We start from the raw sequence: 26379 nt of genomic DNA on the forward strand, positions 1-26379 counted from the left end.
CTGTCATAAATTTCGTTTACTTTTCAGAACAGAATTCTACAGCCTCACCGGCCAGAATTTTGTTGGTGGTTCTCATGGCACACATTTTTCCGCACATGGAGCAGGAATGTTTATCTGCCGGCGGTGCACTTTCAAAATACCTTCTTGCCTTCTCGCCGTCTATGGCATATGAAAACATTTCTTCCCAGTCTATCCTGCGGCGGGCATCGCTCATTTTGTTGTCTATCTCACGGGCGTGGGGGATGCCTTTTGCAATGTCGGCGGCGTGAGCTGCTATCCTTGAGGCCACTATACCTTCTTTTACATCCTCCAGGTCGGGCAGGCGCAGATGTTCCGCAGGTGTCACATAACACAGGAAATCTGCGCCGCTGGCTGCCGCTATGGCGCCGCCGATGGCCGAGGTGATGTGGTCGTAGCCCGGCGCAATGTCTGTCACGAGAGGCCCCAGCACATAAAAGGGTGCCCCGTGGCACAGTCTTTTCTGTATTGTCATATTGGCAGCTATTTCATTTATGGCCATGTGGCCGGGGCCTTCCACCATTACCTGCACATCCTTTTCCCAGGCCCGCTTTGTAAGGTCTCCAAGCTCTATAAGTTCACTCAGCTGTCCCGCGTCCGAGCTGTCATGTATGCTTCCGGGCCTCAGGGCATCACCAAGGCTGATGGTGACATCGTATTCCCTGAGGATTTCCAGAAATTCATCATAGTACTCATAGAAGGGGTTCTCATTCCCGGTCATCTCCATCCAGGCGAAGAGCAGTGAACCTCCCCGTGAAACGATATTTGTCAGCCTTTTGGAACGTTTGAAGCACTCCACCGCCCTCTTGTTTATTCCGGCGTGGATAGTCATAAAGTCAACGCCTTCCTTTGCATGTGCTTCTACCACCTTAAAGAAATCCTTTGCTTTGATTTCCATCAGGTCCTTTTCAAGATAGCCGATGGCATCGTACATGGGAACAGTTCCTATCATGGCCGGTGAACGCTCGATCAACTGCTTTCTGAAGGTGTTGGTCTTCCCGTAGTTGCTTAAGTCCATTATGGCCTCTACACCGAATTTAACAGCCATATCCACCTTTTCCATTTCCTTTGTATAATCGGCACAGTCGCCTGAAATACCCAGATTGACATTTATTTTTGTCTTGAGCCCTTCCCCTATACCCTCCGGACTTAAGGACCTGTGGTTGATATTTGCCGGAATGGCAATTTTCCCACAGGCAACCAAATCCCTGAGCTTTTCAGCCTCCATAAATTCCTTTTTGGCAACCACTGACATTTCCTTTGTTATAATTCCCTTTTTTGCCGCTTCCATTTGAGTTTTGTATGTCATAAAAATCTCCTTTTCCGCAGGTTACCGGCTTTTGCCGGCAGTACCCGTCATTGAACAATAGTTTTTTCGCTGAGCCCTTCCCTGTAAAGCCTGTAAAAATGATTTGTGGGGCCATGCCCCTTTCCGATTTCAAGCGAATGCTCTATAGCCATGGTCACATATTCCTTTGCCTTTTCAACGGCTCGGACACAATCCATCCCAAGTGCAAGATTGGAAGCTATGGCCGAAGAAAGCGTACAGCCCGTTCCATGAGTATTCTTTGTATCAATCCTTCTGGAATTGAAAAAATAAAACTCTTTTCCGTCAAACAGCACATCTGATGCATCACCAGCTCTATGCCCGCCCTTTATCAAAACCCTTTGAGCTCCCATCCGATGGATGCTTTCGGCCGCTTTTTTTACATCAGTCTCGGATAGGATTTTTGAGCCTGTGATAGCCTCGGCTTCAGGAATATTGGGAGTCAGTATGTACGCCAGGGGAATCAGTTCCCTAATAAAAAAATCCAGAGCATTTTCCTGCATAAGAGCATGGCCCCCTTTAGCCAGCATGACAGGGTCAATGACAATATTTGAAGGCATATACTCCTTTAGTTTCCCGCATACGGCCTGCATGCACTCCCGGCCTGAAAGCATTCCCACCTTGACCGCATCCACACCTATGTCTTCAAATACCGCATCTATTTGTTTTTCAATGATATCAGGCCTCATATCCTGAACATCAATTACCCGGCACGTGTTTTCAGCCACAACAGAAACAATTACACTCATGCCGTATACCCCATGTGCCGAAAAAGTCTTTAAATCAGCCTGTATTCCGGCACCTCCGCTGCAGTCAGAGCCTGCAATAGTTAAAACCTTTTTCATTCAACTCCTCCTCTATAATTGTGCTTAGCACAACAGGCTAAATTATTAGTTTTTTATTGTCTGCGACAATAAAAAATGCCTGCCCGAAACAGGCAAGCACGTATAACAATCATACATCCGTGATTTGCTTCCCTACAACGGTGTTAACCGACAGGTTCCAAGGGTCAGGTTTTACCTTCTCAACCATAACAAATAAATAAATTTGTTTAAGTGGTCCCCCCACAAATATCTATTCAATTTTAATATTGTTATTGCAGGCAATAAAAAAACGCTTAACCGGTAAGGGTAAACGCTTTAACCAAAAATAAAATTTAAAATTTGATTTCTGCTTCCCTTCGACGGTGTTAACCGACAGGTTCTAAGGGTCAGGTTTTACCTTCTCAACCATGGGAATTGCATTCCTCCGGTCCCCCCGCAACTTGTTGATTGAATTTTAACACATTACTGATTATATGTAAAGATTTTCGAAATATTCCCGCAACAAAACTTCATTTTATAAAAAAAATGATAGGATTGGATCCTATCACCTTTATTGAGGTATTTCATTATACTGCATTATGAACAAATGAAGCTATACTGTTTAATGGAATATCTGTTACTGATCCGACGTTGTAGACCGGAACACCGTTACCGCCGCCATAATTCTGGTTGAAGTTGCAGCCGTAACCCATGTTATTATTTCCGTATCCGCCGTAGTTATTATTGTCGCCCATATCACTGCTTCCGCAGGAATTACCCAGAGAACATCCCGGTGCAGGGCCAATTCTTGTAATCAGTCTAACGAAACATTCATTTACACCTAATATTACTCCAGTAAAACCGCAGCCGGACTGACCTCCGCTCTTTGTAAAAATTGTTACAGTTTCGCCGATATATTTTGACAGCAGGTGGCAAAGATTATCGTTACAACCAAAGTTACCGTCTCCCATATTATTAAGCTCCTTTCTTTATAGTACTACGTCTTAATAATAATTTATGTTAACCCTAAATAAAGTGTTACACCAGGAGAGCATTTTTTTATATGAATGATTATTTGCCGGACAGCACTCCGTCATGCCAATGAGAACGACAAAGGCTGATATACCTGTCGTTTCCGCCCACTTCAACCTGTTCGCCCTCTTTTATTATTTTATCGCCCTGATATCTGGCATTCATTATTGCCTTTTTACCGCACCAACATATGGTCTTTATTTCCTCTATGGTGTCTGCCCAGGCCAGCAGGTACTGGCTGCCCTCAAAAAGCTCTCCCCGGAAATCGGCTCTGAGCCCATAGCAAATTACAGGTATTTTATCGTGATCCACAAGCCTTGTTAAATGATAGACCTGCTTTTTGGTAAGAAATTGTGCCTCATCAACGATAACACAGTTAATTTCGGAATTTTTATTTATATAGCTATGTACCATCCGGTATACATCGCTGTCGTTATGTATCAGCAGACACTCCTCGGCCAGACCTGCACGGGATTTAATAATACAGCCCCCATCACGGTTGTCTACCGAAGGCTTCATCAGAAGAACCTTTTGACCTCTCTCCTCATAATTATATTTAACCATGAGTGCATTTGCTGTTTTCGAACTGTTCATGGCTCCATATCTGAAATACAATTTAGCCATAGCTACCCCCAATTTAAAATAGTGATAATTCACCTAAATAGTATACCCTATTTCAAAAGATATGAGAATTAATCAGTTGCAAATTTTCTATAATTTCCGGCCAGCTCAAGGCCGGTATTTTCTCCCACATCTCTGAATATCAGCCGTCCCGACTTTTCAGCCAGTTCAACCTTCACGGTTGAGGTAATGGATTCGGTTATCTCAACCTCCATGATGCCTTTTTTCGGAGCTTTGAGAATTCCTCCCTTACCGTATGACGCCTCTAATTTCAGAATATGTTCAGAATCCTCGATTGATACTCTTAATATGCTGTCATTGACTGTTAACTCTTTGATTTTTGCTCCTGTATAGGTTGCAAATCTCAAAAAGCTACCGTTAATTCTTAAAAATGCGATCAGCCCGTCAAATTCATGACGGAACCATGGAATTGATGCTATTGAGAACATCAGAGAAGTATCCCTATGACAGAAATTATTGGACTGCAGCCATATCCAGGAATGAGGGAAGGATTTTCCCCAGTCCTTTTCAACATAACCGTATCCGCCGGTAAAATCAATTGATTGACCGTTAAAAAGCAGCTCTCCCCTAAGTCCGCTGTGTATGTTTATTATTCCATGGTGGCATTCCATAAAGGGCACAAAGGAATAAGGCCCCATTATTCCGGGATTCAGCAGTGTTTTGGGAAATGATACTATATCATTGAATTCTATATCACCTGAAATACTGAAATCATTGTCTTTCAAATTCAGACTCATTTGCTGCTTATTAAAATGATTGCCCTCTATTTCCACACTCAGTTCTTTTTCCGAATAGGTGAAGGCTTGTTTTGGAAATGTCAAATAGCGGGTAAACCCGGTTTTTGCATCTATAAATTGAATAAAGGAATGCTCACTGTGCCTTGATACTGCAACACCGGGTATTACTGCCAAAATATTCTCCGAGCTTTTATCTATTATTTTATAGTACCAGCCCTCAAAATAATTGTTTCTTTTATATTTTCCCTGAAATATCTCGGGATTGAAAATCCGTTTTAATGTGTACATTTTCCGCCGTTCCGCCGAAAGCTAACTTCCGGCTGGTTTTTAAGGCTTGAAATATGCGATAGCTCCTGCAATTCCGCTTTCAAGCCGTATAAGACGGAGTTTATCCAACAATCTGCTCTCTTATTCCAGTTTATTTATAAAATCAACAATATCGTCAATAACATATTCAGGTATATTTGTTTTGCTGTAATACTCCTGGGGAGTACTGTCCCCCTCACCTCCGGTAAGCAGGTGGTTTAATTCGGGATACAGTTTGAACCGGGCATTTATATTCTGCTCAAAAGCCTTTTTCCAATTGTTGAAATCTATATCGGTACTGACAATAAAATCCCTTTGACCCTGCATGACAAGCACAGGCTTATTAATTTTTCCGGCCTGGTCCATAACATCATAATCCTTCATATAACTGTAATAATGCAAATTGCCCATAGTATAGCCCTCGGGTGGCTTCTTGGGATTAAAACCAGGTGAAGACAGCATGTCCACCTGAGCTTTTACATATTCCAGCTGGCCTGCACTTGCCAGCCCCTTTCCCTCAAGGTATTCAAGATATTCCGGTATAAGCTCATACTGCGGTCTTGTAAAACCGTTCATAATTATCCCTGCCTTAAAGGTATCTCCGTCCGTCGCCAGTATTCTGGGTACTGCATAACCTCCCAGGCTGTGCCCAAGCGTGATAATGCGGGAATTATCTATGCTCTTTGCCGTTTTGAGGAATTCGGCAGCCGCATATGCATCCTGCTCGGTCTCTTCATTCAAGGTCACGTTTCCGATGAGCTTAAGCTTGGAACTATGGATCAAAGTTCTCTTATCGTATCTTAAAACAGCTATATTCCTTGAAGCAAGGCCATATGCAACATCTCTGAAGGGCTTTATATATCCCGTTGTTTCATCCCTGTCAAGGGCTCCTGAATCGTGGACCAGTATGACTGCCGGAAACGGCCCGTCTCCCTCAGGCATGGTCAATGTGCCGGGCAGAGCCCATACCCCTGTGCCAATGACAACCTCTGTTTCGGTAAAGCTTCCTGCTGAAGCATACTCCGGTGCCGGTGCCGCTTCAGGCTGCCGTCCCAAAATTCCAAGTTCGTCTATTTTTCCTTCATGATCAAACCGGATAGCATAATACGTATTTTGTCCATCCTTGAGAGGTATTCCTATGATCTGATGCAAAGAATCCTGCCAATACTCTGTATTTTCGTCGGCCGGCTGCAGCTGGGGAATACCTTCTGCCAGATACTCCATACCGTCTGATGTCAGATAGTTTGAAAATATCCGGCTAAGCAGTGCCTCAGCTTCCTCATAGCTTTTGTCATTAAGCAGACCGATAAACTTTTTTCCGACTATGCTCAGACAGTCCTGCTCCGACAGCCCCAGCCCAAGCTCGTTATTAAGCACGCTTACCGGCAGGAGGGCTCTTCCTCCCGAAGTACTTATTTCATTTTCTAAATTTTTTGGCTTTCCGTTTGATATTATTGTTTTACTGCCGATTCTCAGTTCCAGACTTTTGTTCCGGTAGTTTACAGTGACTGTTTTGTGCTGTGCATTCCACGAAATCTTTGCTCCCAGGCTTTCACACAGGTACCTGACCGGAAAGGAATTGTCCTTTTGTTCGGCCCCGGCCGTTTCTGCATATGCCGGAACACCCATAAGATTTAAAACCATTGTAATGCAAAATATCAGTACAATTTTTTTCATATCGAGCTCCGAAATTAGTTATTTGGTTTCCATAATTTGATTACATTTTAGCATAATAAATGTGTGATAAAATTACATTAAGCTCAAATTTAGATTTCAAATTCAATTCATGACAAACTTCGGTTGTGTACAAATTTCATACTTTTTTGTAAAATAAAAAGATAAGTCCGATCCTATGGATGAACTTACCCTAAAATGTCGACAATTCATTCATTCCTGCATTTGCTGCACAAACCATAAAACTGAACTCTATGGTCCTTAACCAGAAAACCGTTCTTTTTTAAAATTTCTTCTTCAAGAGAATCCAGAAGATCTTCCTCTACCTCTGACACCGAGCCGCAGGAACTGCATATCAAATGATGGTGTGTGTGATCCTCATTGGGCTTAACCAGTTCATAGCGGCTAAAGCCATCATCAAAATCCAGCTTGTGCACCAGTCCGAGCTTGTCCAGAAGAATCATTGTTCTGTATACTGTCGCCAGACCAATCTCAGGATGCTTTAATTTTACGATATTAAATATTTCTTCCGTACTTACATGCTGACCGGAGCATTGAAGCATGGTTTCCAGAATGGCGGCCCGCTGGCCTGTGAATTTGTATCCGCATTCCTTTAACTTTTCCTTTAAAAAGCCATCATCACCAGTATTCAAAAACACATCTCCTCTCAGGTGTTTTTACAGGATTTCCACTAGGGAACTCCTTTGCCGCTTGATAATCATTCTCAATTTTCTCCATACTATCTTAATCTAATTGATAATCATTGTCAATCAGCTTTTAGATTCCTAATGCGGTTCGATGGGTATGGGGCTTTTGAATTTACCGGGTGCTACCGAAAACCCGCCCGGGTAATCCAGCATGGCTGATATGACCCTCACGGCCTCGGCCCTTGTAATTGTATTTCCGGGTTTGAAGGTACCATCCGGATAGCCTGATAAAATGTTGTTCATGGAAAGCAAAATTATTGATTTGTTTGACCAGGGATTGGTTTCAGGACTTACGTCGCTGTAAATCTTCTGAGAAAAATTTACTGTGTCGGGGCTGTATAAAACCTTATCACAAATAACAGCAAACTCTTCCCTGGTGATGTTTTTATTTGGGTAGAATAAATTCCCGCCATATCCTGCAAATATGCCGTACTGTTTTGTGATTGAAATCTGTTTTTCAGCCCAGTGGCCCGCCGTATCGGAAAATGTGCCTGAACCGGGTTCGTTCCGCAGCCCCAGGAAATTTACAAATAATGCCGCAGCCTGTGCCCTTGTGAGATTTCCATTGGGAAGAAAACGCTTATCGGGGAAACCGGATATGATTCCCTTCTGAGTCAAATTGAGAATATAACTCTGCGCCCAGTGGTTTTCTATATCTATAAAGGGTTTGCCCAACAGCCACAAACCGTAATTTTTCCAGATGCGCTGGGGTTCCTGGCCCAAAGCCCAGCTTCCGGCACCTGCAAGACCGTACTTGGATACCAGTGAAAGCTTTTTCTCAATAGAAGTGTCATTTTCATACCAAATATCATAAGTACCGGCTGAAAGCCGGCTGCTTCCCCATATGACCGCATTATCGGTATCGGACAATACCAGCGTGGCTCTGGCGCACTGAGCGCTGCTGTCATACCAGGTCACAGCCTTATATGCCGATACAAGCCTTTCAACGTCTGATATGGTAATCCCGTAGCCGCCGGCGGCAGCGCCCTGCTTCCAGTATCTTCCGTAAAAAGGAATGCCAAGCATGACTTTTGCTGGCGGAACATATTTCAGGGCATACTTTACGGATTGCTCTGAAAAGGACAAACTTGCAACAGCTCCCGGTGTGCCGCCGCTGTAGTGTTCATCATACGCCATTATAAATAACATGTCACTGTTTGAACCCAAAGCCTTATAATCATAGGACCCCTGCCAGCCTGTTGTTAACCCCCACGGATTTGCAGCTGTGCAGACATACAGGACTTTGGATTTGGGAAGAGCAGCTCTCAGCAGCCTGATAAAATCGGTGAAAGCATCCCGGTCGGCCTCTGTAAGATTTTGAATATCGATATTCACGCCGTCGCATTCCACTTCCGACACCTTTGCAGCCAACTCAGCTGCAAAGGCGGACCTGTTTGCAACTGCGGCGCGACCCAGAGTCCGGTCCCAGTTGTTGCTCAAATAGGGTATTACCTTGATCCCTTTGGCATGAATGCTGTACACAAAAAGAGGATCAGCTTTTATTGTAGTTTTCAGAGTACCGTTACCGTTTATCTCAAAATAATCAGGGCAGACTGTCGTCAGATTTGCTCCGGTTACATTTACGCTGTTGATATAGGTTGTGGTGTTCCCTCCGTATAAATAGCTCAAACTTTCATAAGCACCGGCATTAATCTGAAATAATACCGCAAAGACAATAATAAAAATAGGGCATTTCTTTAAGTGCATTATTGGGTTCCTCCCTGATTTATTTCATTTATTTATTGTTTACATACCGGGTTTTGATATTCACAATAAAAACGAAATGGATTTCAATAATGCAAAAAATACCGCAGGCCCGGTTGGACAAGTTTCATCTCTTCCCGGGCTCTTGCGGTATTTCTTTGGATATTTGATATTTATCTGATATTTAATGTGTGCTCTTATTTTCCGCAGCAGAGCTTGTATTTCTTTCCGCTGCCGCATGGACAGGGATCGTTTCTTCCAACTCTGCTATTATTTGTAACAGGCTTCTTTGGTTCATCATCTCCATGGCTCGCGGCTACAGGTTCTGCAACCTTTTCACGCTGCGGAGCATGTTCTCTGTCTATTCTGGATCTTACCAGCAGTTTGATTGAGTCTTCCTGGATACTCTTGATCATTTCCTCAAACATCTGGAAGCCTTCAAATTTATATTCTATTACAGGATCCCGCTGTCCGTATGCTCTCAGTCCTATGCCATGTTTGAGCTGATCCATGGCATCAATGTGATCCATCCATTTTTCATCGACCACCTTGAGAAGAACAACTCTTTCAAGTTCTCTCATGAGATCAACTCCGATGTCATTTTCCTTGAACTCATAAATCTTGTTGACAATTTCCATGAGCTTTTCCTTCAAATCTTCCTTATCGAAGGTAGCCCGGTCTTCTTCGGTAACCTGTAACGCACCCTGCGGCAGGAATATACTTTCAAGGTAACCTATCATGGAATCCCAATCCCACATATCAGAATACTGGTTCTCGGCGCAATAGGTAGAGATCACGCCGTCAACAAGACTTTCAAACATTTTTATAAAGTAATCCCTGAGATTATCTCCGTTAAGAACGGTCTTTCTCTGTGCATAGATCACTTCTCTCTGCTTGTTCATAACATCGTCATACTGAAGAACTCTCTTACGAACGTCAAAGTTCCTGCCTTCGACCTTCTTCTGGGCATTTTCTATGGCATTTGAAAGCATTTTATGCTCTATTGGCTGATCATCCTCAAGACCAAGTGCGTTTACTATGTTTGTAAGTCTTTCCGAACCGAACAGTCTCATTAGGTCATCTTCAAGAGATATATAAAATCTTGAGGATCCGGGGTCACCCTGACGTCCCGAACGGCCTCTCAGCTGATTGTCAATACGTCTCGATTCGTGTCTTTCAGTACCTATTATATGAAGACCGCCGGCTTCAATAACCTTTTCTCTTTCATCATTGGTTATCTGCCTGTACTTGTCATTCATTTCTTTAAAGCGGCTTCTTGCCTCGAGAATAAGCTCATCATCGGTATCGTTAAAGCTTGTAGAAGCACTTATCAGTTCATCCGAATAGCCCAGCTTTCTCATTTCCTGCTTGCCCATGTATTCCGAATTACCTCCCAGAACTATGTCGGTTCCTCTACCGGCCATATTGGTAGCAATTGTAACAGCTCCAAATTTACCGGCCTGAGCAATGATCTCGGCTTCTTTTTCATGGTACTTGGCATTCAGAACCTGGTGGACTATACCCTTTCTCTTCAGCATTGCGCTGAGGAATTCGGACTTCTCAATGGAAATTGTACCTATAAGCGCAGGCTGACCTCTTTTATGACAGTCTGCAATATCTTCTATTACGGCATTAAACTTGCCCGCCTCATTTTTATATACCACGTCCGGATTATCCTTACGTATCATGTCCTTATTTGTAGGGATAACTATAACGTCCAGCTTGTAAATTGTGTTGAATTCATTTTCCTCAGTAAGGGCAGTACCTGTCATACCGGCAAGTTTACTGTACATTCTGAAGTAGTTCTGGAAGGTTATTGTAGCAAGTGTCTTGCTTTCTCTCTCAACCTTAACTCCCTCTTTGGCTTCAATGGCCTGATGGAGTCCGTCGCTGTACCGTCTTCCGTACATCATACGGCCGGTAAACTCATCAACTATTATTACTTCGCCGTCCTTCACAACATAGTCCTTTTCATTTTTCATAAGACCATGGGCTCTGATTGCCTGGTTGACATGATGGGATATTGTCATATTCTCAGGATCAGAGAGGTTTTCAAGCCCAAAGTACTGTTCGGCTTTTCTGATACCATTTGCCGTAAGTACTGCGGTATGTGCCTTTTCATCAACTATATAATCTTCGTCAAATACTTCATCACTGTCAACCTTGTCATCCATCTGCTTGATTACTTTAACTTTGAGCTTCAATGCAAAGGAGTTGGCTTTTTTATAAAGGTCGGTGGATTTATCTCCCATACCTGAAATAATAAGAGGAGTCCTGGCTTCATCAATGAGGATGGAGTCAACTTCATCCACAATGGCATAGCTCAGTTCTCTTTGAACCATATCCTCCTTGTAGATCACCATGTTGTCTCTCAAATAATCAAAACCCAGTTCATTATTGGTACCGTACGTAATATCGCAGCCATATGCCGCCCGTCTCTCATCATTTTCAAGATCATGTACGATAAGCCCTACTGTAAGTCCCAGGAAGGTATAAATCTTACCCATCTGCTCGCTGTCACGCCTTGCCAGGTAATCATTTACCGTAACAACATGTACACCTTTTCCTGCCAATGCATTAAGGTACACAGGCAAGGTTGCCACCAGCGTTTTTCCTTCACCTGTTTTCATTTCGGATATTCTTCCCTGGTGAAGTACAATACCGCCAATCAACTGGACTTTAAAATGTCTCATTCCAAGAACTCTTACAGATGCCTCACGGACCACAGCAAACGCTTCCGGAAGTATATCATCAAGCGTTTCCCCATTTGCAAGCCTCTCTTTAAATTCGGCTGTTTTAGCCTTCAGCTGGGTGTCTGTGAGTTTTTGTATTTCAGGTTCCAGAGACTCTATTGTATCAACTATGGGATAAATTCTTTTTAATTCTCTATCGCTGTATGAGCCTATTAATCTTTCAATAAATTTCTTCATTTTTACCTCCTCAAGCCGCTATGGCTCTGACGGCCCCATTGGACCTTTTATATTATTTAAATTTTAATTAAATTCAGCTAAATAATTAAGTTAAATTTCTTAATTTTTGGGTATATTTTTATTAAATAGAAAATTTTGACTTCAATTCAACAGGGATAACTACCCCATGAAGTCAAAAACATAAAAATTCTGCTATTGGATGGACAAGTTGATTAGTTCCGGCAAAGTGCCGGCGGTGAGGAATCTGAGATATTGAGCAGGAAACGTCCCGCATATGAAAATTTTTTTATGGTGAAAATTTTATAGAAAACAGTAATAAAAATCAGGCCGGCCGCTATAGGGACTATAGCAGTAAAATCCGGATAATTGTGCCTGACGGGATTTTTTACATCAAATGCATTTTGAGATATAATCTTATAAAAAGCTGCCGGAGTGCCTTTTGTTTTTGAGGAATTCTCAACACTGGCAGTTTGTTTGACAATTTGTGTATCCTGTATTATATCAAGCCGGGTAAAATTAACAAGGTAGTAGTCCAATATGTCCGCAGAAAAATAAGCCCCGCCTTCGGAAGCCAAAGCAGACAAAATTATTATGCTGAGAAATAATTTTTTTAGCATCTACCTTACCTGTCTTTCTTATTTGTCTTTATCCTTCTCCTGCAGTCTGTCAAGGACAAGGTTGTACCCATCCGCACCATAAACAAGGCATCTGTTAACCCTGCTGATGGTTGCAGTACTTGCGCCCGTCTCGTCACATATATCGGTATATGTTTTCTTGTCACGCAGCATTTTGGCGACCTCAAGTCTTTGGGCCAATGCTTTGATCTCTGCAATGGTACAGAGATCCTCAAAGAAATTATAACATTCTTCCCTATTATTCAAAAGAAGTATAGCATCGAACAAACTATCCGTATGTTCATCTCTTAACTTGGAATTCATATATGACAAACTCCTAACGGTTAACAATATATTATTTATCTAATATTATCTATCTCTAGAGTATACAATAACAGCTTTTTATAAATCAGTCAAGGTTGACGATCTCTGGTGTAACATTTTCCACAATGTAAATCTTAAGTCTATCCTATTCCCGTTTTGAATACAAATATAACATAAACTATTTGTTTACGTGCATTTTTATCAATATATAATCACTGTATGGCAGTGAAATGGAGGTCATAATGAATGGTTTGGTCATCATTACAAACAGGCAGAAATTATTAATATGTCTGGCAGCCCTGCTGTTTATAATATTATCTGCTTTTTTTTATAGCACAGCTGAATTTTCCCAAAGCGGTTAATGCAGATGTCTCACTCATTAGCAAAACCGTTTCTCCTGAAAATGAAAACCAGCAGTTGAAGGATATTTTATCAAGCATTTTACCCGCTGATAATAAAACTCTGTATGAGGATGGTAACAGGGCCGTCACTGTAAATAAACCCGCAGGCAAAAAAATAGAACAAACTCCTGCCGAGATTATTGCCAGAGGAAAAAATCTGTCCTACCTTTTTGTATTTTCCGACGAAGAATACCTCAGGCCCATATACACAAATCTATGGAAGCAATCCTTTTATCAGGGATGGCTGTACCTCCCCCGGAAAGTGATTTCGGCAAGACACAGTCTTTTTACCTATTCGGGAGGTGCCGGCAAAGTCTTCGACATTGAGGGACAATTGGGCTTTTATCCGAACATTACCATAGACAACCAAAATTATTTCAATTTTTTAATTTATAATTTTGTCGTTGATAACGTTTCCCAGTTGGGAAATCAGATAGCCATATCCGGTACCCCTTCCAAAAAAGGCGTACAAATAATTTCAATAAAAATTGAGGATGTATCCGCATTAATAAATGAAAACGGTAATATAACCGTTCACTTGTGCACACCATTGGGCTATGAAATAGATTACCAGGACATACCGTTTTCAAAGGAGTCCAACAGAATTGAAGACTTTGGGCCGGTACAGGAATCCTATACCGAAAGCTCGTACAACGAAACCGATCTTTCCTCCCTTGAAATAGGCCAGCAGAATGTAATTCTTAAGAAAGAGCTTGCCTATTTTGTATCCGATTCCAAAAAACCAATATACTTTCAGCCCAACGGCACTTACCAGACCGCGGATACGCTCAATACAAGTCCTGATCTTGAAGAGGCCATACATAATTCAAAAGCAGTTAAATTCTCTCTGCTTTATAATAATAAAAAATATGTCAGCCCTGTTTACCATCCCCAGTGGAAAACTCACTATGACAGGGATTGGTGCTATATTCCACGCAAAATGTATTTAAATATGAAGAGAGTATATGTACTTCCGCAGGATAAGGAGATTGCAGGCGATTTGCTGGGAGAGTTGGGCTTTTTTGATAAGTTCTCAGGTGTTGCAAAGGATCAGACCGCTGTGGTTGTCAAAAATTTCATGGTGAAAAGTGCCGGTATTTATGAAAACAGCATTTTATTGGAAGGTACTCCTGCCAGAATAGGAATGCAGATCATCGGAATTGACAAAAAGAATCTTGCTGGTTCTAAAGAATATGCCGTGAGGTTGGTTACCTCAGATGCATGTGAAATTGATACCGATGTTTTGAAGAATTGATATTTAGGAGAATGTAAAAATTTTTTACATTCTCAAACACTCTGATATAATCCTCTTTAATTCAATTTTTTCATAACGTTTGTCTTATCCAAAATTGCTATAAATATATAAGCTATTACCGCACTGACACCGCCCTGAACAAGATTTCCCGGAACTTCCGATATAATTGCCGCCACAGCCAATGAATTGTCTATCATTCTATAGAAGGTCAACTCCAATATAAAATAACCTGCAACAATTATAATGGCACCGGCTGCCACTGCTACAATCCTCCTGATATAATCAGGTCCCTGATCGGCCTTTTTATGTGCAATGGCTCCCACAACATAGCCTTCTATACCCTTGACAATAAAGGTAATTGGTACGAATATAAATGCCCCATATGCCAGATCGGCCAAAGCCGCTCCTATTGCACCCGCAGCAAGCCCTGCCTTCCTTCCCAGCAATATTGCTGCTACCATAATGGCGGCATCACCGATATTGAAGTATCCCGGCGGTACAGGGCTGGGTATATGCAAAAAAGGAAGATAGGTAATAATGAATACCAGTGCAATCATCATAGCTGTTAAAACTATCTTTCTTGTGGAAATCTTCATTTACGTGAAACCTCTATTCTATATAATATCTATGAATATCCTGTATTCCTGCTGTCAGTACTGCAGCAAATCATCATACCATCGCGGCTACTCTTCCTCTACCCTGATACTGTTGGCAATACCTAATACAGAATTCTTTTCCTTTAACACCGTCAGCTTTTCTTTTATTTCCCTCTCTGTTAAAACAGGAGTGATAAAAGCGACTTCAACTCCCTGCACTTTTGAACCCAGATCAATGTATTCCGCTTCTCCGAATACGGCTTTAATATCGCCTTTGGCATCCGCAGTCTTTTCGGTAGCCACTCTTACAAGAAACTTTGCAGGACTTTCTTCTATGGCAATAACATTATTTTCATTAGTTCTGACCCATACGCTTTTGGTTCCAAAATCCGGGTGCTTGGCTATGTCGATAACATCGGCAACAACGGCACTTGCAGTTGGAAGCTTTCCTGCTCCTCTCCCGTAAAACATCGCGTCACCTATGGCATCGCCTTTAACTACAATGGCATTGAATACATCCTCCACATTTGACAGAGGATGCTCCTTTGATATAATTGCAGGACTCACCCTTGCAAATATTTTGTCTCCGAGCCTTCTGCTCACTGCTATCAACTTGATTACACCGTTCATAGCCTCGGCATATTTCATATCGGCTGTAGTGATCTTTGTAATCCCTTCGGTATAAATATTTGAGTAGTCAACAAATTCATTATATGCTATTGATGAGAGTATTGCCAGTTTTCTGCATGCATCGTGCCCCTCTACATCGGCGGTAGGATTCTGCTCGGCATAACCGTTTTGCTGCGCCTCCTTCAAGGCTGCTTCAAAACTCTTTCCTTCCTTCCTCATCTGAGTGAATATATAATTTGTAGTTCCATTCAAAATACCGGTAATTCCATTTATCTCATTGGCGGCAAGACATTGGTTGAGCGGACGGATTATAGGTATTCCTCCTCCGACACTGGCCTCAAACAAATAGCTCACACCTTTTTCCCGGGCCAGCTGTAAAAGCTCGGGTCCTTGAGAAGCAACCAGTTCCTTGTTTGAGGTTACAACGCTTTTTCCCGCTTCAAGAGCCCTTTTTGTAAATTGTGCGGCTATGGTAGCTCCTCCTATTGTCTCAACAACAATGGATACATCCTTATCATTAAATACATCATCTGCGTTTTTTGTCAGCACATCCTTATCCGGACTGTCGGGAAAATCTCTTATATCAAGAATCCATTTAACCCTGATTTCCGTTCCTGCCCTCTGTGCTATACTTTCACTGTTTTTTCTAATTACCTCTGCAACTCCCGAACCGACAACTCCATAACCTAAAATCGCAACGTTTACCATTTAAACCTCCAAATCTCCAAATATGAATAATCAACAAAGCTGATTCTATTTGTCAACGAGGTAGCCTCTGTCCTGCCGCTACCTGGCCAATATTTCGCATCTCCTTACACCCTCTATCTTGCTTATCTCACCCATCATATTCTGGATATCCTCTTTCATTTCAAAGGTCTCGATGGATATGGTGACATCGGCAAGACCATTGATGGGAATATTCTGGTTTATAGTCAAAATATTTGCATTAGCGACAGCGATTTTATTTATAATACTTGAAAGTATTCCGGAAAAATCCTCTACTACAAAGAAAAGAGTTATAACCTTTCCTCTGGATGTCTCATAAAAAGGAAAAACATAATCCTTGTATTTGTAGAAAGCACTCCTGCTGATTCCGACTTCCTTTACAGCATCATTTACGGTCTTAATCCTGCCTGTGCTGAGAATTTTCTTAACTTCAATGACCTTGGCAAAAACCTCCGGCAAGATCACAGAATCAACTAAAAAAAATACCGCTTCCTGTTTCATTAAGCCCTCCTGTCCACCTGATGCGTACAATTGTGTTTCCTACGTGTAATATTAGCATATTTTTTTTATTAATGCAACACAAAAAGGAGCATTAATCCTTATTTAAGATTAACACTCCCCGATAACCAAAATACTATTTAATTTATATGCCAAGTGTCCGTTTAACCTTTTCGGCCATATCCATGGGCCGGCAGATTTCCTTGTGAAGCACCGGCTTCCTGTCGAGTTCCTTTAACGGAGACGGAATTGCAAGTCCCGATTTCTCAGAAAGTACCGAGAGCAGTTCAAATTCTGTTTTACCTGCAACTGCCTCCTCACCGGCTATGGCTTTCACCACACTTTCATTAAACTTGAAAGGACTTGCAGTGGATACAATTACCGCTTTGGTGACATCACTTGTGGATATGACATACTTGTCATACACATCAACGGCAACAGCCGTATGTGTATCCAGAACATATCCGGTTTCGGCATAGACACTCTCAATGGTTTTTAATGTATCCGAATCGTTTGAGAAACCCGCCCAGAATACACTTTGTATCTTCTTTTTGGTTTCCTGGTCAACAGAATAAAAACCCTCATTTTTCAATTTGCCCATCCAACCCGAAACCGCTTCCGAATTCCCGTCTGTAACCAGGTACAACAGCCTCTCAAGGTTACTGGAAATAAGTATGTCCATGGATGGCGACAGGGTTTTCTTAAACTCTCTGTTCCTGTCATAAACGCCTGAATTTATAAAATCAGTAAGAACATTGTTATCATTGGAGGCACATATCAGCTTGTTCACAGGAAGTCCCATCTGCATTGCATAATAGGCTGCAAGGATATTTCCAAAATTGCCTGTGGGAACAACAAAATTTATTTTTTCCCCTGTCTCTATTTCCTTATTCCTGATCATATCGGCATATGCCGAAAAATAATAAACTATCTGAGGAACCAGTCTTCCCCAGTTGATGGAATTTGCGGATGAGAACTTATAGCCGTTTTCATGCAAAAGAGCAGCTACAGCTTCATCACCAAATATCCGTTTTACTCCGTTTTGCGCATCATCAAAATTACCCTCTACCGCTATTGAACAGACATTGCTCCCCTCCTGGGTAACCATCTGCATCCTTTGCACCTGGCTGACACCCTCACTGGGGAAAAATACGATGATTTTTGTACCCTCGACATCCTTAAACCCTTCGAGAGCAGCTTTACCGGTATCTCCCGAGGTTGCGACCAATATAACTATTTCTTCCTTTTCACCTGTCTTTTTCAAAGCCTTCACAAGGAAATGGGGAAGGATTTGCAGGGCCATGTCTTTAAAAGCACTTGTAGGTCCATGCCAAAGCTCCAAAACACTAACTGAATCATAAAGCTTATGCAGAGGTGCTATAGCCTCTGTTTCAAATTTCTGAGCGGTATATGCCTGATTTACACAATCGGTCAACTCACCAAGTGTATAATCATCCAGATAACCTTCCAGAATATTGAGAGCTCTTTCCTGATATGTCATTTCACTCATTTTCAGTATTTGGTCCTTATCAAAATGAATGATCTTTTCCGGAACAAATAGGCCTCCATCAGCTGCGAGCCCCCTCTTTATGGCTTCAGCCGAGCTAACATTAGAACAATTCCCTCTGGTGCTTCTATATAACATTTTTACCTCCTGCAAGGTGAACCCATGATGCCTGGTTCAAACTTTCTATTTTCTAAGAGTAATTAGTGATCTTTCCTGTTTCATTACCCCTTATAATATAATAAATGCTCCAAAAATGCAAATGCATAACCAATGAACAGTGCTGATTATTACAGCTTAAACTGTGATATCAGATAATGAAGCTTTTCAGCACCGGTTTGCGAATTTCCTGCGAGCCTGGTGACCAATTCGGTCATTTCCACTATTTCTGAAGTCTTCTGGGCTATGTTTGTAGTCCCTTCGGCTCCCTCGCCGGCAGCTCTGGTGACCTCTCCTATGGCCTTGCTGACATCCTGAACCGAAGCCAGCAGCTCTTCCGAGGTAGCGCTGAAGTCGTTTACAAGTTCATTGATCATTGCAGCATCTTTGCTGTATTGTTCGCCGGTGGCTACCATTTTCTCGTAATCCTGGACCACACGGCCTTCTATAAATTCCAGAACTTCACCCGAACTTAACTTCAGGTTTTCAACCGCCTCAATTACTGTTTTTGTAACTCCCTGTATTCTGACAACAGTGTCTTTGGAATCGTCAGCCAATTTTCTTATTTCATCGGCAACCACTGCAAAGCCCTTTCCGGCTTCACCTGCACGGGCTGCTTCAATAGCCGCATTCAGCGCAAGAAGATTTGTTTGTGATGTGATTTGAAGTATCTCATCCGCCAAAGAACTGATTTCAGCTACTGCATTTGACTTTTCAATGGCAATTCTCAGCTTTTCATCAACCGAAGCCTGTATTTCATGGGCTGCCTGCTGTGACTGGCGGGCGGTTGCCTTTAGTTCTTCCGCTCTGTTGTTTATTTCAGCAGCGGACTTGGCGCCCTCCTGTGCCTTTGAGGCTATTTCGCCTACCGCATTTTCAATTTCGGCTGTTGATGCCGTCATCTCTTCCGAGGAGGCGGCTGTTTCTTCCATACCGGCAGCAAGTTCCTCAGTGGTTGCCGACACATCCTCCACACTTGCATTCAGACTTTCCATTTTGTCAACAATCCCGGTTACATCGCTGTCAACTGTTTTGGCCACATCCACCACAGAGTGGAAGGAATTGCGTATACTGTCGGTAAAAGTGTTAAAGGCCTGGGCCATCTCTGCTATCTCATCCCTGGTTTTCGGCATGAACTTTACGGTGAGGTCCCTGTTCCTGCCGGCGTTCTCCAATGCTTTCTTAAAGGCATTGATGGGTTTCAGTATTGCCAGTACAACCAACAGTGCAATTAAAATTACTACCAGAATAGTCAGCAGAGAAATGAATATAAAATTGTTTCTCAATGCAAAAATGTCGCTATAAGCCTTGTCAGCTTCAACTTCCAGGGCAAAAACCCAATTGGTGCTGGGTATTTTTTTGTACTCTATTATTTTGTTTGTTCCATTGTATTTATAGTCTATATGTCCTGCTTCCTTGGACATTACTTCTGCTGCAAGATTTTTATATTGTGCATTATCCTTAAAATTCGTGTTTACGATTTCTTTGTCATGATGTGCCAGTACCACCCCCGAGGCGTCAACCAGAAAGCCTTTACCTATACCATCCACATCCAGGCCGGTTACCATGCCGGTAATTGTTTCCAGCAGTATATCTTCAGCAATTACACCGTAAAATTTTCCGGACTTATCCAATAACGGATATGAAATTGAAACCGCATATTTATTTGTCACCTTATCCAGATAAGGTTCGGAAAAGTGCAGCCCGTCGGGTGATGCTTTCACTCCTGTATACCAGGCACGTGTTCTGGGATCATAATCCTTGTCCGGGGTCCAACCTGAACCATCAATAAATGAGCCGTCCTCAAAACCCACATATATATCTGAAATATTTTTTGAATTGGTTTTTGCTTTAAGAGCAAGTAAATGTTCTACTGTAATATTTTCCTTGGTTTCGGCGTTATTAATCACCAAACCGATGGTTTCAACCACCTTTGCATTCTCACTGATCCACCCGTTTAACTTGTCTACAACTCCAACAGCAGTAACTGAAAGTTTTGAATCAATATTTTTGCCGGCCTGATTACTGATAAAGGAATAACCCAACAATGCCACAGGAATAAGTGAAATAAGTGCTACTACAATAAATAAAAGCACAAGTTTGAATTTAAGCTTCATCCGACACCCTCCATTATTCCGTCAATATTTTATCTCCTTTGACAAAATAGCAACAAATATAAGTGTTTTTTTCCTAAATATACTATCTTGTAAATTTAATGTCAATGTCAACTTAACACCAAAATTAGGCCTTCTTTTCCTTATTTTTCAGTTACTTTAAATTACAAATTTCACCTCCAGCCCCTCTATTTTTTTTGTACATATTTATAAGAAGCTTTTGTACGGCGATTTTCCCCTGTTCATACAGGAATTGCATATTTTCAGGGCTGATATCAAAATCCAGAAAGGAAATACTGCCGGTATTAATGTGCGCTATGTTATCAATGTTGTAGGAATTTTTCGGAACTCCCGTATCATGTGAAGCCGACAGCAGTTTTTTTAACATGTTCTCGGCATTCTGCAATTCCTTGGGTTCCTTACCCTCCAGCTTGAGCCCGATAATATTTGACTGCGCGCTGTCGATGAGCCACACGGGGAAATTGTCAAGAACACCTCCATCAATAATAAAATGCTGTTTCATAAAGTTGCCGGATTTTTTCATAAGCACGCAGGGCCTGAAAACAAACGGAACTGAAGTACTCATTCTTACGGCCTTTGCCACCTCAAACTTATCGGGATCGATATTATACAGGGCTATATCATCCGGGAGCACCAACACCTTCCCTATGTTGGCATCAACAGCGGTCATTCTTACCTTGTAGCCTCTGGGGTTGACCTTGTCGGCAATGCCTCCCCTGAAGTCGCTGAAGGTATATATCCCTTTATTGGCCAAAAGCTGGGCAACCCACTTTTCAAGCAAATCACCGTCCAGAAAAGCATTTTCCTGACTGAAGGCGATCAAATTGCTCAGGAAATTGCCTCTTATCCCTTTAAAATCCTCTTTATTTCTTTTGATATGCTGCAGCTCAGGATAATCCTGCATATACAGCAAAGCTTCTATATCACTGTCATTGAGAGTATTCCTTTCCTCCAGAAGCTTCTTTATTCTCCCGCTGATAGTAGTATTTAAGTATTCACCGCTCCTTATTTTCAATATGCTGAAATCAAATTCCTTGAGAATCCGTATCAACTCCCTGGAGGTATATCCTGCACCGATCAGGGCTCCAATCAAGGCCCCCGCTGAAACGCCCGCTATATTTCCAAATTTTCTGTATCTTCTTTCAAGCTCTTCGTATGCTCCAACAAAAGCTATTCCCTTTATGCCTCCGCCGCTGAGTACCAGATTTAATGGATTAATAATATTCATTTTGAAATTCCCCAAAAACATAAATCTTTCTATTGTATATATATTATCGCTTTGAAATATTTAGTATATTGAACAACCCCGTAAACTTCACAAAGTTAATTTTTAATTTAATTCTGAAAAAAGGTTTGCAAAACTTACAGCTCATGGTAGAATTTTATGTAATCGTGTTTTTATGACCTGCTGCTTAACAATCATGTCTTTAAGCAGTTATCAAATTATTACTAAAATACATACAAATTAGAGGTGCTAAATGGATATATTCTTACTGATTGGTGTCGTTGTAGGATTCCTGGCTGTTGTTGTGGGAATGATTGTGAAAGGTGCTGATGTTTCTGTTCTGTTAAACCCGGCTGCCGCCATAATTATTTTAATAGGAACAACAGCCGCGGTTATGAATTCCTTTCCTAAAAAGGAATTTCTGAAAATCCCCAAAATTGCTTCTGTTTTATTCAGGGAAAGGAAAAAAGAAAACTCTGCCGAAATAATTGAAAAAATCGCAGACCTTTCCCAAACTGCAAGAAAGGATGGTCTTCTGTCCCTGGAATCGGTTTTACAGAACATAGATAATAAATTCATGAGAAAAGGACTTGGCATGGTAATCGACGGAATAGAGCAGGAGTACATTACAGAAGTCCTGAACAATGAAATTGACAGTATGGAGGAAAGACACAGAGCAGGGGCAAGTATTTTTTCAACTGCCGGCGGTGCAGCACCCACGCTTGGAGTTCTGGGTGCCGTTATCGGTTTGATAGGAGCGCTGGGAAACCTGAATGATACTGAAAAACTCGGCCATATGATAGCTGCCGCCTTTGTTGCCACACTTTACGGCATATTCTTCGGTTATGTCATATGTCATCCCTTCTCTTCCAGGTTAAAAAGAAAATCACACGAGGAAATAAATATCATGAGAATTATCCTTGAAGGTGTATTGTCCATACAGGCAGGCGAAAATCCAAAAAGCATTATTCTTAAACTGTCAGGAATGCTGGAACCAAAAGAGAGGGCCAAACTTGAACAGAGTACCGAGACTCCCTCAAAGGCGGAATAAAATTTATTTGAGCGTGCATTCGGCTAATGGAGGCTAATATATGTCCAAGAAAAAAGTGCATCATGAGGAGCACATTGATGAAACCTGGCTGATTCCTTATGCAGATATGCTTACTCTGCTGCTTGCTCTATTTATAGTAATGTTTGCCATGAGTAAGCTGGATGTTGAAAAGATGGAAAAGGTCAGCCAGCAATTTAATATCATTTTCTCCGGAGGATCGGGTGTTCTCGAAAAAAACGGAACTTCTCTTATTCCAATGGATAACCTGCCAACCCTGAATGAGCAGGAAGAAGATAAAATGGTTGAAATAAAACAGGATATTGAAAAAGAAATAAAATCAAGCGGCTATTCAGACAAAATAAGTGTTACTTTAGGTGAAAAGGGTCTGGGTATATCTATCCAGGATGTGGTACTTTTTAATTCAGGGAAAGCTGAGGTGCTGACCGATGTACATCCAATGCTGCTGCATATTTCCGAAATGCTTGAAGACCTGGATAATGATATAAAAGTGGTTGGGCACACCGACAATGTTCCCATAAGAACTTCACAATTCCGTTCCAACTGGGACTTAAGTGCTATGAGGGCAATTAATGTCATGAACTTCTTTATTGACAACGGAGGTTTGGAGCCTGCCAGATTCTCTTTTGAGGGTTATGGGCAGTATTCACCAAAGTACGATAATTCAACTGATGAAGGGAAGGCAAAAAACCGGAGAGTCGAAATAATCCTAATCCGCAAATACCCCTTGAATGAAAGTAACAGCGAAAAAGTGACCATCTCAAAATAGACAAAAGAAAATAATTTCAAAAATGAAAAGCCCTATTAAAAGTACATGCCTGAATTTGTAGGTGAAACTCCTGTGATGAACCGACAAATTTCAGGCACATTTTTTTACGTAAACTTAATAACTGTCTATTGAATAGAGCTGAGTCTGCTCTTGGCATATTTTACGTATGAAGATTTGGGATACTGTTCGATAAGCTTCTGGTAAGCTTCAGCCCCTTTTTGATTGTCTCCCGTCTCCACATAACTCTTACCCAGTACATAGAGCGCTTTGTCTCCAAAACTCCAATTGTCCCCCAGAATGAATACCTTTTCAAGCTTTTCTATTGCCTCGGCATATTTCTTGCTGTTAAACAGGGTATTACCCTGAGTATATAATGATGATGCCTCTTTTTGATATACATCTTTTTTTACCGAATCATATTTCTTCTTCTGATCGTCATTGAGTTCGGTCACAGGGATTTTGCCCAATTTATCCACTGCCTCGGCAGTTTTTTCCTGCTTATACAGGGTGGATATCTCGTTTATTTGATCTGTGAGCTTATAGCTTTTTAATTCAAGATTGGCCGCATCAAGCTGTCCCTGCAGCTTTTTGTTTTCTTCCAGCGTCTTATCCAGGTTTTCATTGACCACTGTGTTGGCACTGGGCTCATTATCTGTTTTTTCTTTCTCCAGATTCTTCATGGTGAGTACAAAGAATACCAAAGCCGCTGCCAGGCATACAATCCCGAATAAATTGAAAGCCAATGCGATCTGAGGTCTTTTAAGCAGATCTCCGATTTTTTTAAAAAGGATATACTCGGCCCGGACCTCTTCCTCTTTATAGGTCTCCTGCTTTTTTCTCACAGTTCTTTCTTTTTTTGCAGCATCGCCGTTAGCAGCTTCGGGGGCTTTTATTCTCATGGCACTGCTCCTGGCTGCTTTTGAACTCTTTCTTGAAGAGCCGCCGTCCCCGTCTGTGATATAATTAAGATAATCGGCCGCCTTTAAAACATTATTTTCTCCCTTGACAACCTTGCCGAACAATTCCTGAGCCTTATCCATCTGATTTGTATATGCATAGCACAGTCCCAGGAGATTGACTGCCTCATAGAAATCAGGGTTTACCGCAATGACCCGTTTCAGTTCGATCATTGCAATATCTTCACTGCCCGTCCTGAGATATTCAATCGCCTTGTTATAAGCTCTAACAGAATCAATTATTTTCTCGGATACCTGGTTGTCTTGAGATAATTTATCAATGTCTATAGGTGTGAAACTTCTGATCTCCTGATTCAGATCCATGAAAATCGGCTCCCTTCAAGTATATAAATACTTTTATTTAAAAATTTCTCTGATCCGCCCTATCATGTACAGCGATCCAAAAGCACATATCATGCTGTTGGAATCCATATTTTCCAGGGCCAGTTTCAAGCCATTCTCTAAAGTAATTCCATCCTTAACGTTCCTGGAATATCTATCAAGTTTTTCTGCCAGTTCGCCGGACGGTACTGCTCTTGGATTGTCGGGAGTTACGGTAATAATGAGCCTGGCCTTTCCTGCCAGAAGCTCCATTATGTGCTGGTAATCCTTGTCCCTCAGAAATCCGACTATAAATACCTTTTCCCTGTCACTGAAGTATCTTTCAAGTGCAGCATTTAATGCCTGCCCGCCTTCCAGATTATGTGCACCGTCTATGAGCACCAGAGGCTGAGTATTTATAATTTCGAGTCTGCCGGGCCATGCAGTTTTGGCAATACCGTTACCGATGTTAGTATTTGCAATTTTATAACCTTTATTTATTAAAACTTCACAGGCATCAATTGCCACTGCTGCATTACAAAGCTGATGATCCCCAAGGAGCCTGATATGAAGATTTTTATAATCCTTGTAGTCAAATAGTTGCCCTTCAAGGCCAAATTCCTTTAATTTCAAACTTTCAAAACATACATCGTGAAAAAATGAATTCTGTTTGTTACACTCATCCCTGAAAATTTTCATTATTTTATCCGGTTGGGGATATACGACGGCATCACTGTCCTGCTTGATTATGCCGGCCTTTATATATGCTATTTCTTCCAGAGTGTCGCCCAGCTTGTCTGTATGATCCAGACTGATTGTAGTAATTACCGATACTTCGGGAGAATCAATAATGTTGGTGGAGTCATACCGCCCTCCCAGGCCGACTTCCAGGACTACAATATCGCAATTTTTTTGGTAAAAATATTCCAAAGCTGCAGCTGTAATAATTTCAAATTCAGTAGGATGCTCCAGTCCCATTTTCAGCATAATTTCGATTTTAGATTTGACCAACTCTATAATATCAGCCAATTCGTCAGGCTCAATTTCAATATTATCTATTTTTATTCTTTCTGTAAACCTTTGTATATATGGTGATGTAAATATACCTGTTTTATAACCTGAATCTATTAGAATATTGCTGATAAACGCCGTAGTTGAGCCCTTGCCGTTTGTACCTGTAACGTGCACAAACTTTAATTTTTTCTGGGGATTTCCCAACAGCTCCATCAGCTCTGTAATTCTTTCCAATCCCAGTTTACTTCCAAATTTCAGGGTACCATGTATGTATTGCATCGCTTCTTCGTAGTTCATGGTATT

At 41.6% G+C, this 26379-nt stretch carries 22 protein-coding genes; 3 read left to right on the forward strand and 19 right to left on the reverse strand.

What is annotated here, in order from left to right; translation table 11 throughout:
• Nucleotides 1–16: 16 nt before the first annotated feature.
• The 11 genes from thiC to CTER_RS19375 all read right to left on the reverse strand — a co-directional run bounded on the left by thiC (nucleotide 17) and on the right by CTER_RS19375 (nucleotide 12818).
• On the reverse strand, nucleotides 17–1327 hold the full coding sequence (gene thiC / locus CTER_RS19325; protein WP_004628307.1) for a phosphomethylpyrimidine synthase ThiC: 1311 nt from the start codon (nucleotides 1325–1327) through the stop codon (nucleotides 17–19).
• A gap of 47 nt (nucleotides 1328–1374) precedes the next feature.
• Nucleotides 1375–2190 (reverse strand): bifunctional hydroxymethylpyrimidine kinase/phosphomethylpyrimidine kinase, encoded by an 816-nt coding sequence (gene thiD / locus CTER_RS19330; RefSeq protein WP_004628420.1) that lies wholly within the window; start codon nucleotides 2188–2190, stop codon nucleotides 1375–1377.
• Nucleotides 2191–2735: 545 nt separating this feature from the next.
• Nucleotides 2736–3119 (reverse strand): hypothetical protein, encoded by a 384-nt coding sequence (locus CTER_RS19335; RefSeq protein ID WP_004628278.1) that lies wholly within the window; start codon nucleotides 3117–3119, stop codon nucleotides 2736–2738.
• Nucleotides 3120–3219: 100 nt separating this feature from the next.
• Nucleotides 3220–3804, reverse strand: a complete 585-nt coding sequence (locus tag CTER_RS19340) for a thymidine kinase (protein WP_004628247.1) — start codon at nucleotides 3802–3804, stop codon at nucleotides 3220–3222.
• Between the two features lie 68 nt (nucleotides 3805–3872).
• Nucleotides 3873–4847: a tocopherol cyclase family protein gene (locus CTER_RS19345; protein WP_004628265.1), complete on the reverse strand. Its 975-nt coding sequence runs from the start codon at nucleotides 4845–4847 to the stop codon at nucleotides 3873–3875.
• 120 nt (nucleotides 4848–4967) lie between these two features.
• A complete protein-coding gene (locus CTER_RS19350; protein WP_004628431.1) occupies nucleotides 4968–6542 on the reverse strand; it encodes an alpha/beta hydrolase family protein in 1575 nt (524 codons plus the stop codon).
• A gap of 206 nt (nucleotides 6543–6748) precedes the next feature.
• Complete coding sequence (locus CTER_RS19355; protein WP_004628418.1) at nucleotides 6749–7192, reverse strand: Fur family transcriptional regulator; 444 nt, start codon at nucleotides 7190–7192, stop codon at nucleotides 6749–6751.
• A 132-nt stretch (nucleotides 7193–7324) separates the two neighbouring features.
• Nucleotides 7325–8953, reverse strand: a complete 1629-nt coding sequence (locus CTER_RS19360) for an S-layer homology domain-containing protein (RefSeq protein ID WP_004628323.1) — start codon at nucleotides 8951–8953, stop codon at nucleotides 7325–7327.
• Between the two features lie 194 nt (nucleotides 8954–9147).
• A complete protein-coding gene (gene secA / locus CTER_RS19365; RefSeq protein ID WP_004628457.1) occupies nucleotides 9148–11880 on the reverse strand; it encodes a preprotein translocase subunit SecA in 2733 nt (910 codons plus the stop codon).
• A gap of 212 nt (nucleotides 11881–12092) precedes the next feature.
• Nucleotides 12093–12497 (reverse strand): hypothetical protein, encoded by a 405-nt coding sequence (locus CTER_RS19370; RefSeq protein ID WP_004628333.1) that lies wholly within the window; start codon nucleotides 12495–12497, stop codon nucleotides 12093–12095.
• Nucleotides 12498–12515: 18 nt separating this feature from the next.
• Nucleotides 12516–12818 (reverse strand): YerC/YecD family TrpR-related protein, encoded by a 303-nt coding sequence (locus CTER_RS19375; RefSeq protein ID WP_004628228.1) that lies wholly within the window; start codon nucleotides 12816–12818, stop codon nucleotides 12516–12518.
• Nucleotides 12819–13235: 417 nt separating this feature from the next.
• Here CTER_RS19375 and CTER_RS19380 point away from each other — a divergent pair, with 417 nt between their 5' ends.
• On the forward strand, nucleotides 13236–14474 hold the full coding sequence (locus CTER_RS19380; protein WP_004628299.1) for a hypothetical protein: 1239 nt from the start codon (nucleotides 13236–13238) through the stop codon (nucleotides 14472–14474).
• Nucleotides 14475–14530: 56 nt separating this feature from the next.
• Here CTER_RS19380 and CTER_RS19385 read toward each other — a convergent pair whose 3' ends face one another.
• From CTER_RS19385 to CTER_RS19410, 6 genes are all read right to left on the reverse strand, one after another.
• Nucleotides 14531–15070: an ECF transporter S component gene (locus CTER_RS19385; RefSeq protein ID WP_004628275.1), complete on the reverse strand. Its 540-nt coding sequence runs from the start codon at nucleotides 15068–15070 to the stop codon at nucleotides 14531–14533.
• An 87-nt stretch (nucleotides 15071–15157) separates the two neighbouring features.
• Entirely contained in the window at nucleotides 15158–16408 is a 1251-nt protein-coding gene (locus CTER_RS19390) for a homoserine dehydrogenase (RefSeq protein WP_004628262.1), read from the reverse strand.
• Nucleotides 16409–16486: 78 nt separating this feature from the next.
• Nucleotides 16487–16927: an ACT domain-containing protein gene (locus CTER_RS19395; RefSeq protein ID WP_004628406.1), complete on the reverse strand. Its 441-nt coding sequence runs from the start codon at nucleotides 16925–16927 to the stop codon at nucleotides 16487–16489.
• 142 nt (nucleotides 16928–17069) lie between these two features.
• Nucleotides 17070–18569 carry a threonine synthase gene (gene thrC, locus CTER_RS19400; protein WP_004628325.1) on the reverse strand — a complete coding sequence of 500 codons (1500 nt, stop codon included), beginning with the start codon at nucleotides 18567–18569 and terminating at the stop codon, nucleotides 17070–17072.
• Between the two features lie 149 nt (nucleotides 18570–18718).
• Nucleotides 18719–20704: a methyl-accepting chemotaxis protein gene (locus CTER_RS19405; protein ID WP_004628423.1), complete on the reverse strand. Its 1986-nt coding sequence runs from the start codon at nucleotides 20702–20704 to the stop codon at nucleotides 18719–18721.
• Between the two features lie 151 nt (nucleotides 20705–20855).
• Entirely contained in the window at nucleotides 20856–21950 is a 1095-nt protein-coding gene (locus CTER_RS19410) for a patatin-like phospholipase family protein (protein ID WP_004628494.1), read from the reverse strand.
• 250 nt (nucleotides 21951–22200) lie between these two features.
• Here CTER_RS19410 and motA point away from each other — a divergent pair, with 250 nt between their 5' ends.
• Complete coding sequence (gene motA, locus CTER_RS19415; protein WP_004628369.1) at nucleotides 22201–22998, forward strand: flagellar motor stator protein MotA; 798 nt, start codon at nucleotides 22201–22203, stop codon at nucleotides 22996–22998.
• 40 nt (nucleotides 22999–23038) lie between these two features.
• A complete protein-coding gene (locus CTER_RS19420; RefSeq protein ID WP_004628435.1) occupies nucleotides 23039–23785 on the forward strand; it encodes a flagellar motor protein MotB in 747 nt (248 codons plus the stop codon).
• A 125-nt stretch (nucleotides 23786–23910) separates the two neighbouring features.
• Here the strand turns inward: CTER_RS19420 and CTER_RS19425 are convergent, their stop codons facing one another.
• Complete coding sequence (locus CTER_RS19425) at nucleotides 23911–25065, reverse strand: tetratricopeptide repeat protein (RefSeq protein ID WP_004628305.1); 1155 nt, start codon at nucleotides 25063–25065, stop codon at nucleotides 23911–23913.
• A gap of 33 nt (nucleotides 25066–25098) precedes the next feature.
• The gene (locus CTER_RS19430) at nucleotides 25099–26373 is read right to left on the reverse strand and encodes a bifunctional folylpolyglutamate synthase/dihydrofolate synthase (RefSeq protein ID WP_004628367.1); all 1275 of its coding nucleotides are present in this window, start codon (nucleotides 26371–26373) and stop codon (nucleotides 25099–25101) included.
• Nucleotides 26374–26379 lie beyond the last annotated feature (6 nt).

This window comes from Ruminiclostridium cellobioparum subsp. termitidis CT1112, assembly GCF_000350485.1.
Lineage (GTDB): Bacteria > Bacillota > Clostridia > Acetivibrionales > DSM-1351 > Ruminiclostridium > Ruminiclostridium termitidis.

Bases quoted from the DNA above. Each gene is read 5' to 3' on its own strand.
- CTER_RS19420 (WP_004628435.1), top strand. From the start codon at position 23,039: ATGTCCAAGAAAAAAGTGCATCATGAGGAGCACATTGATGAAACCTGG.
- CTER_RS19430 (WP_004628367.1), bottom strand. From the start codon at position 26,373: ATGAACTACGAAGAAGCGATGCAATACATACATGGTACCCTGAAATTT.
- CTER_RS19370 (WP_004628333.1), bottom strand. From the start codon at position 12,497: ATGCTAAAAAAATTATTTCTCAGCATAATAATTTTGTCTGCTTTGGCT.
- CTER_RS19335 (WP_004628278.1), bottom strand. From the start codon at position 3,119: ATGGGAGACGGTAACTTTGGTTGTAACGATAATCTTTGCCACCTGCTG.
- thiC (WP_004628307.1), bottom strand. From the start codon at position 1,327: ATGACATACAAAACTCAAATGGAAGCGGCAAAAAAGGGAATTATAACA.
- CTER_RS19405 (WP_004628423.1), bottom strand. From the start codon at position 20,704: ATGAAGCTTAAATTCAAACTTGTGCTTTTATTTATTGTAGTAGCACTT.
- CTER_RS19425 (WP_004628305.1), bottom strand. From the start codon at position 25,065: ATGGATCTGAATCAGGAGATCAGAAGTTTCACACCTATAGACATTGAT.
- CTER_RS19385 (WP_004628275.1), bottom strand. From the start codon at position 15,070: ATGAAGATTTCCACAAGAAAGATAGTTTTAACAGCTATGATGATTGCA.
- CTER_RS19410 (WP_004628494.1), bottom strand. From the start codon at position 21,950: ATGAATATTATTAATCCATTAAATCTGGTACTCAGCGGCGGAGGCATA.
- CTER_RS19360 (WP_004628323.1), bottom strand. From the start codon at position 8,953: ATGCACTTAAAGAAATGCCCTATTTTTATTATTGTCTTTGCGGTATTA.
- thiD (WP_004628420.1), bottom strand. From the start codon at position 2,190: ATGAAAAAGGTTTTAACTATTGCAGGCTCTGACTGCAGCGGAGGTGCC.
- CTER_RS19375 (WP_004628228.1), bottom strand. From the start codon at position 12,818: ATGAATTCCAAGTTAAGAGATGAACATACGGATAGTTTGTTCGATGCT.
- CTER_RS19340 (WP_004628247.1), bottom strand. From the start codon at position 3,804: ATGGCTAAATTGTATTTCAGATATGGAGCCATGAACAGTTCGAAAACA.
- CTER_RS19345 (WP_004628265.1), bottom strand. From the start codon at position 4,847: ATGTACACATTAAAACGGATTTTCAATCCCGAGATATTTCAGGGAAAA.
- secA (WP_004628457.1), bottom strand. From the start codon at position 11,880: ATGAAGAAATTTATTGAAAGATTAATAGGCTCATACAGCGATAGAGAA.
- CTER_RS19350 (WP_004628431.1), bottom strand. From the start codon at position 6,542: ATGAAAAAAATTGTACTGATATTTTGCATTACAATGGTTTTAAATCTT.
- CTER_RS19390 (WP_004628262.1), bottom strand. From the start codon at position 16,408: ATGGTAAACGTTGCGATTTTAGGTTATGGAGTTGTCGGTTCGGGAGTT.
- CTER_RS19395 (WP_004628406.1), bottom strand. From the start codon at position 16,927: ATGAAACAGGAAGCGGTATTTTTTTTAGTTGATTCTGTGATCTTGCCG.
- thrC (WP_004628325.1), bottom strand. From the start codon at position 18,569: ATGTTATATAGAAGCACCAGAGGGAATTGTTCTAATGTTAGCTCGGCT.
- motA (WP_004628369.1), top strand. From the start codon at position 22,201: ATGGATATATTCTTACTGATTGGTGTCGTTGTAGGATTCCTGGCTGTT.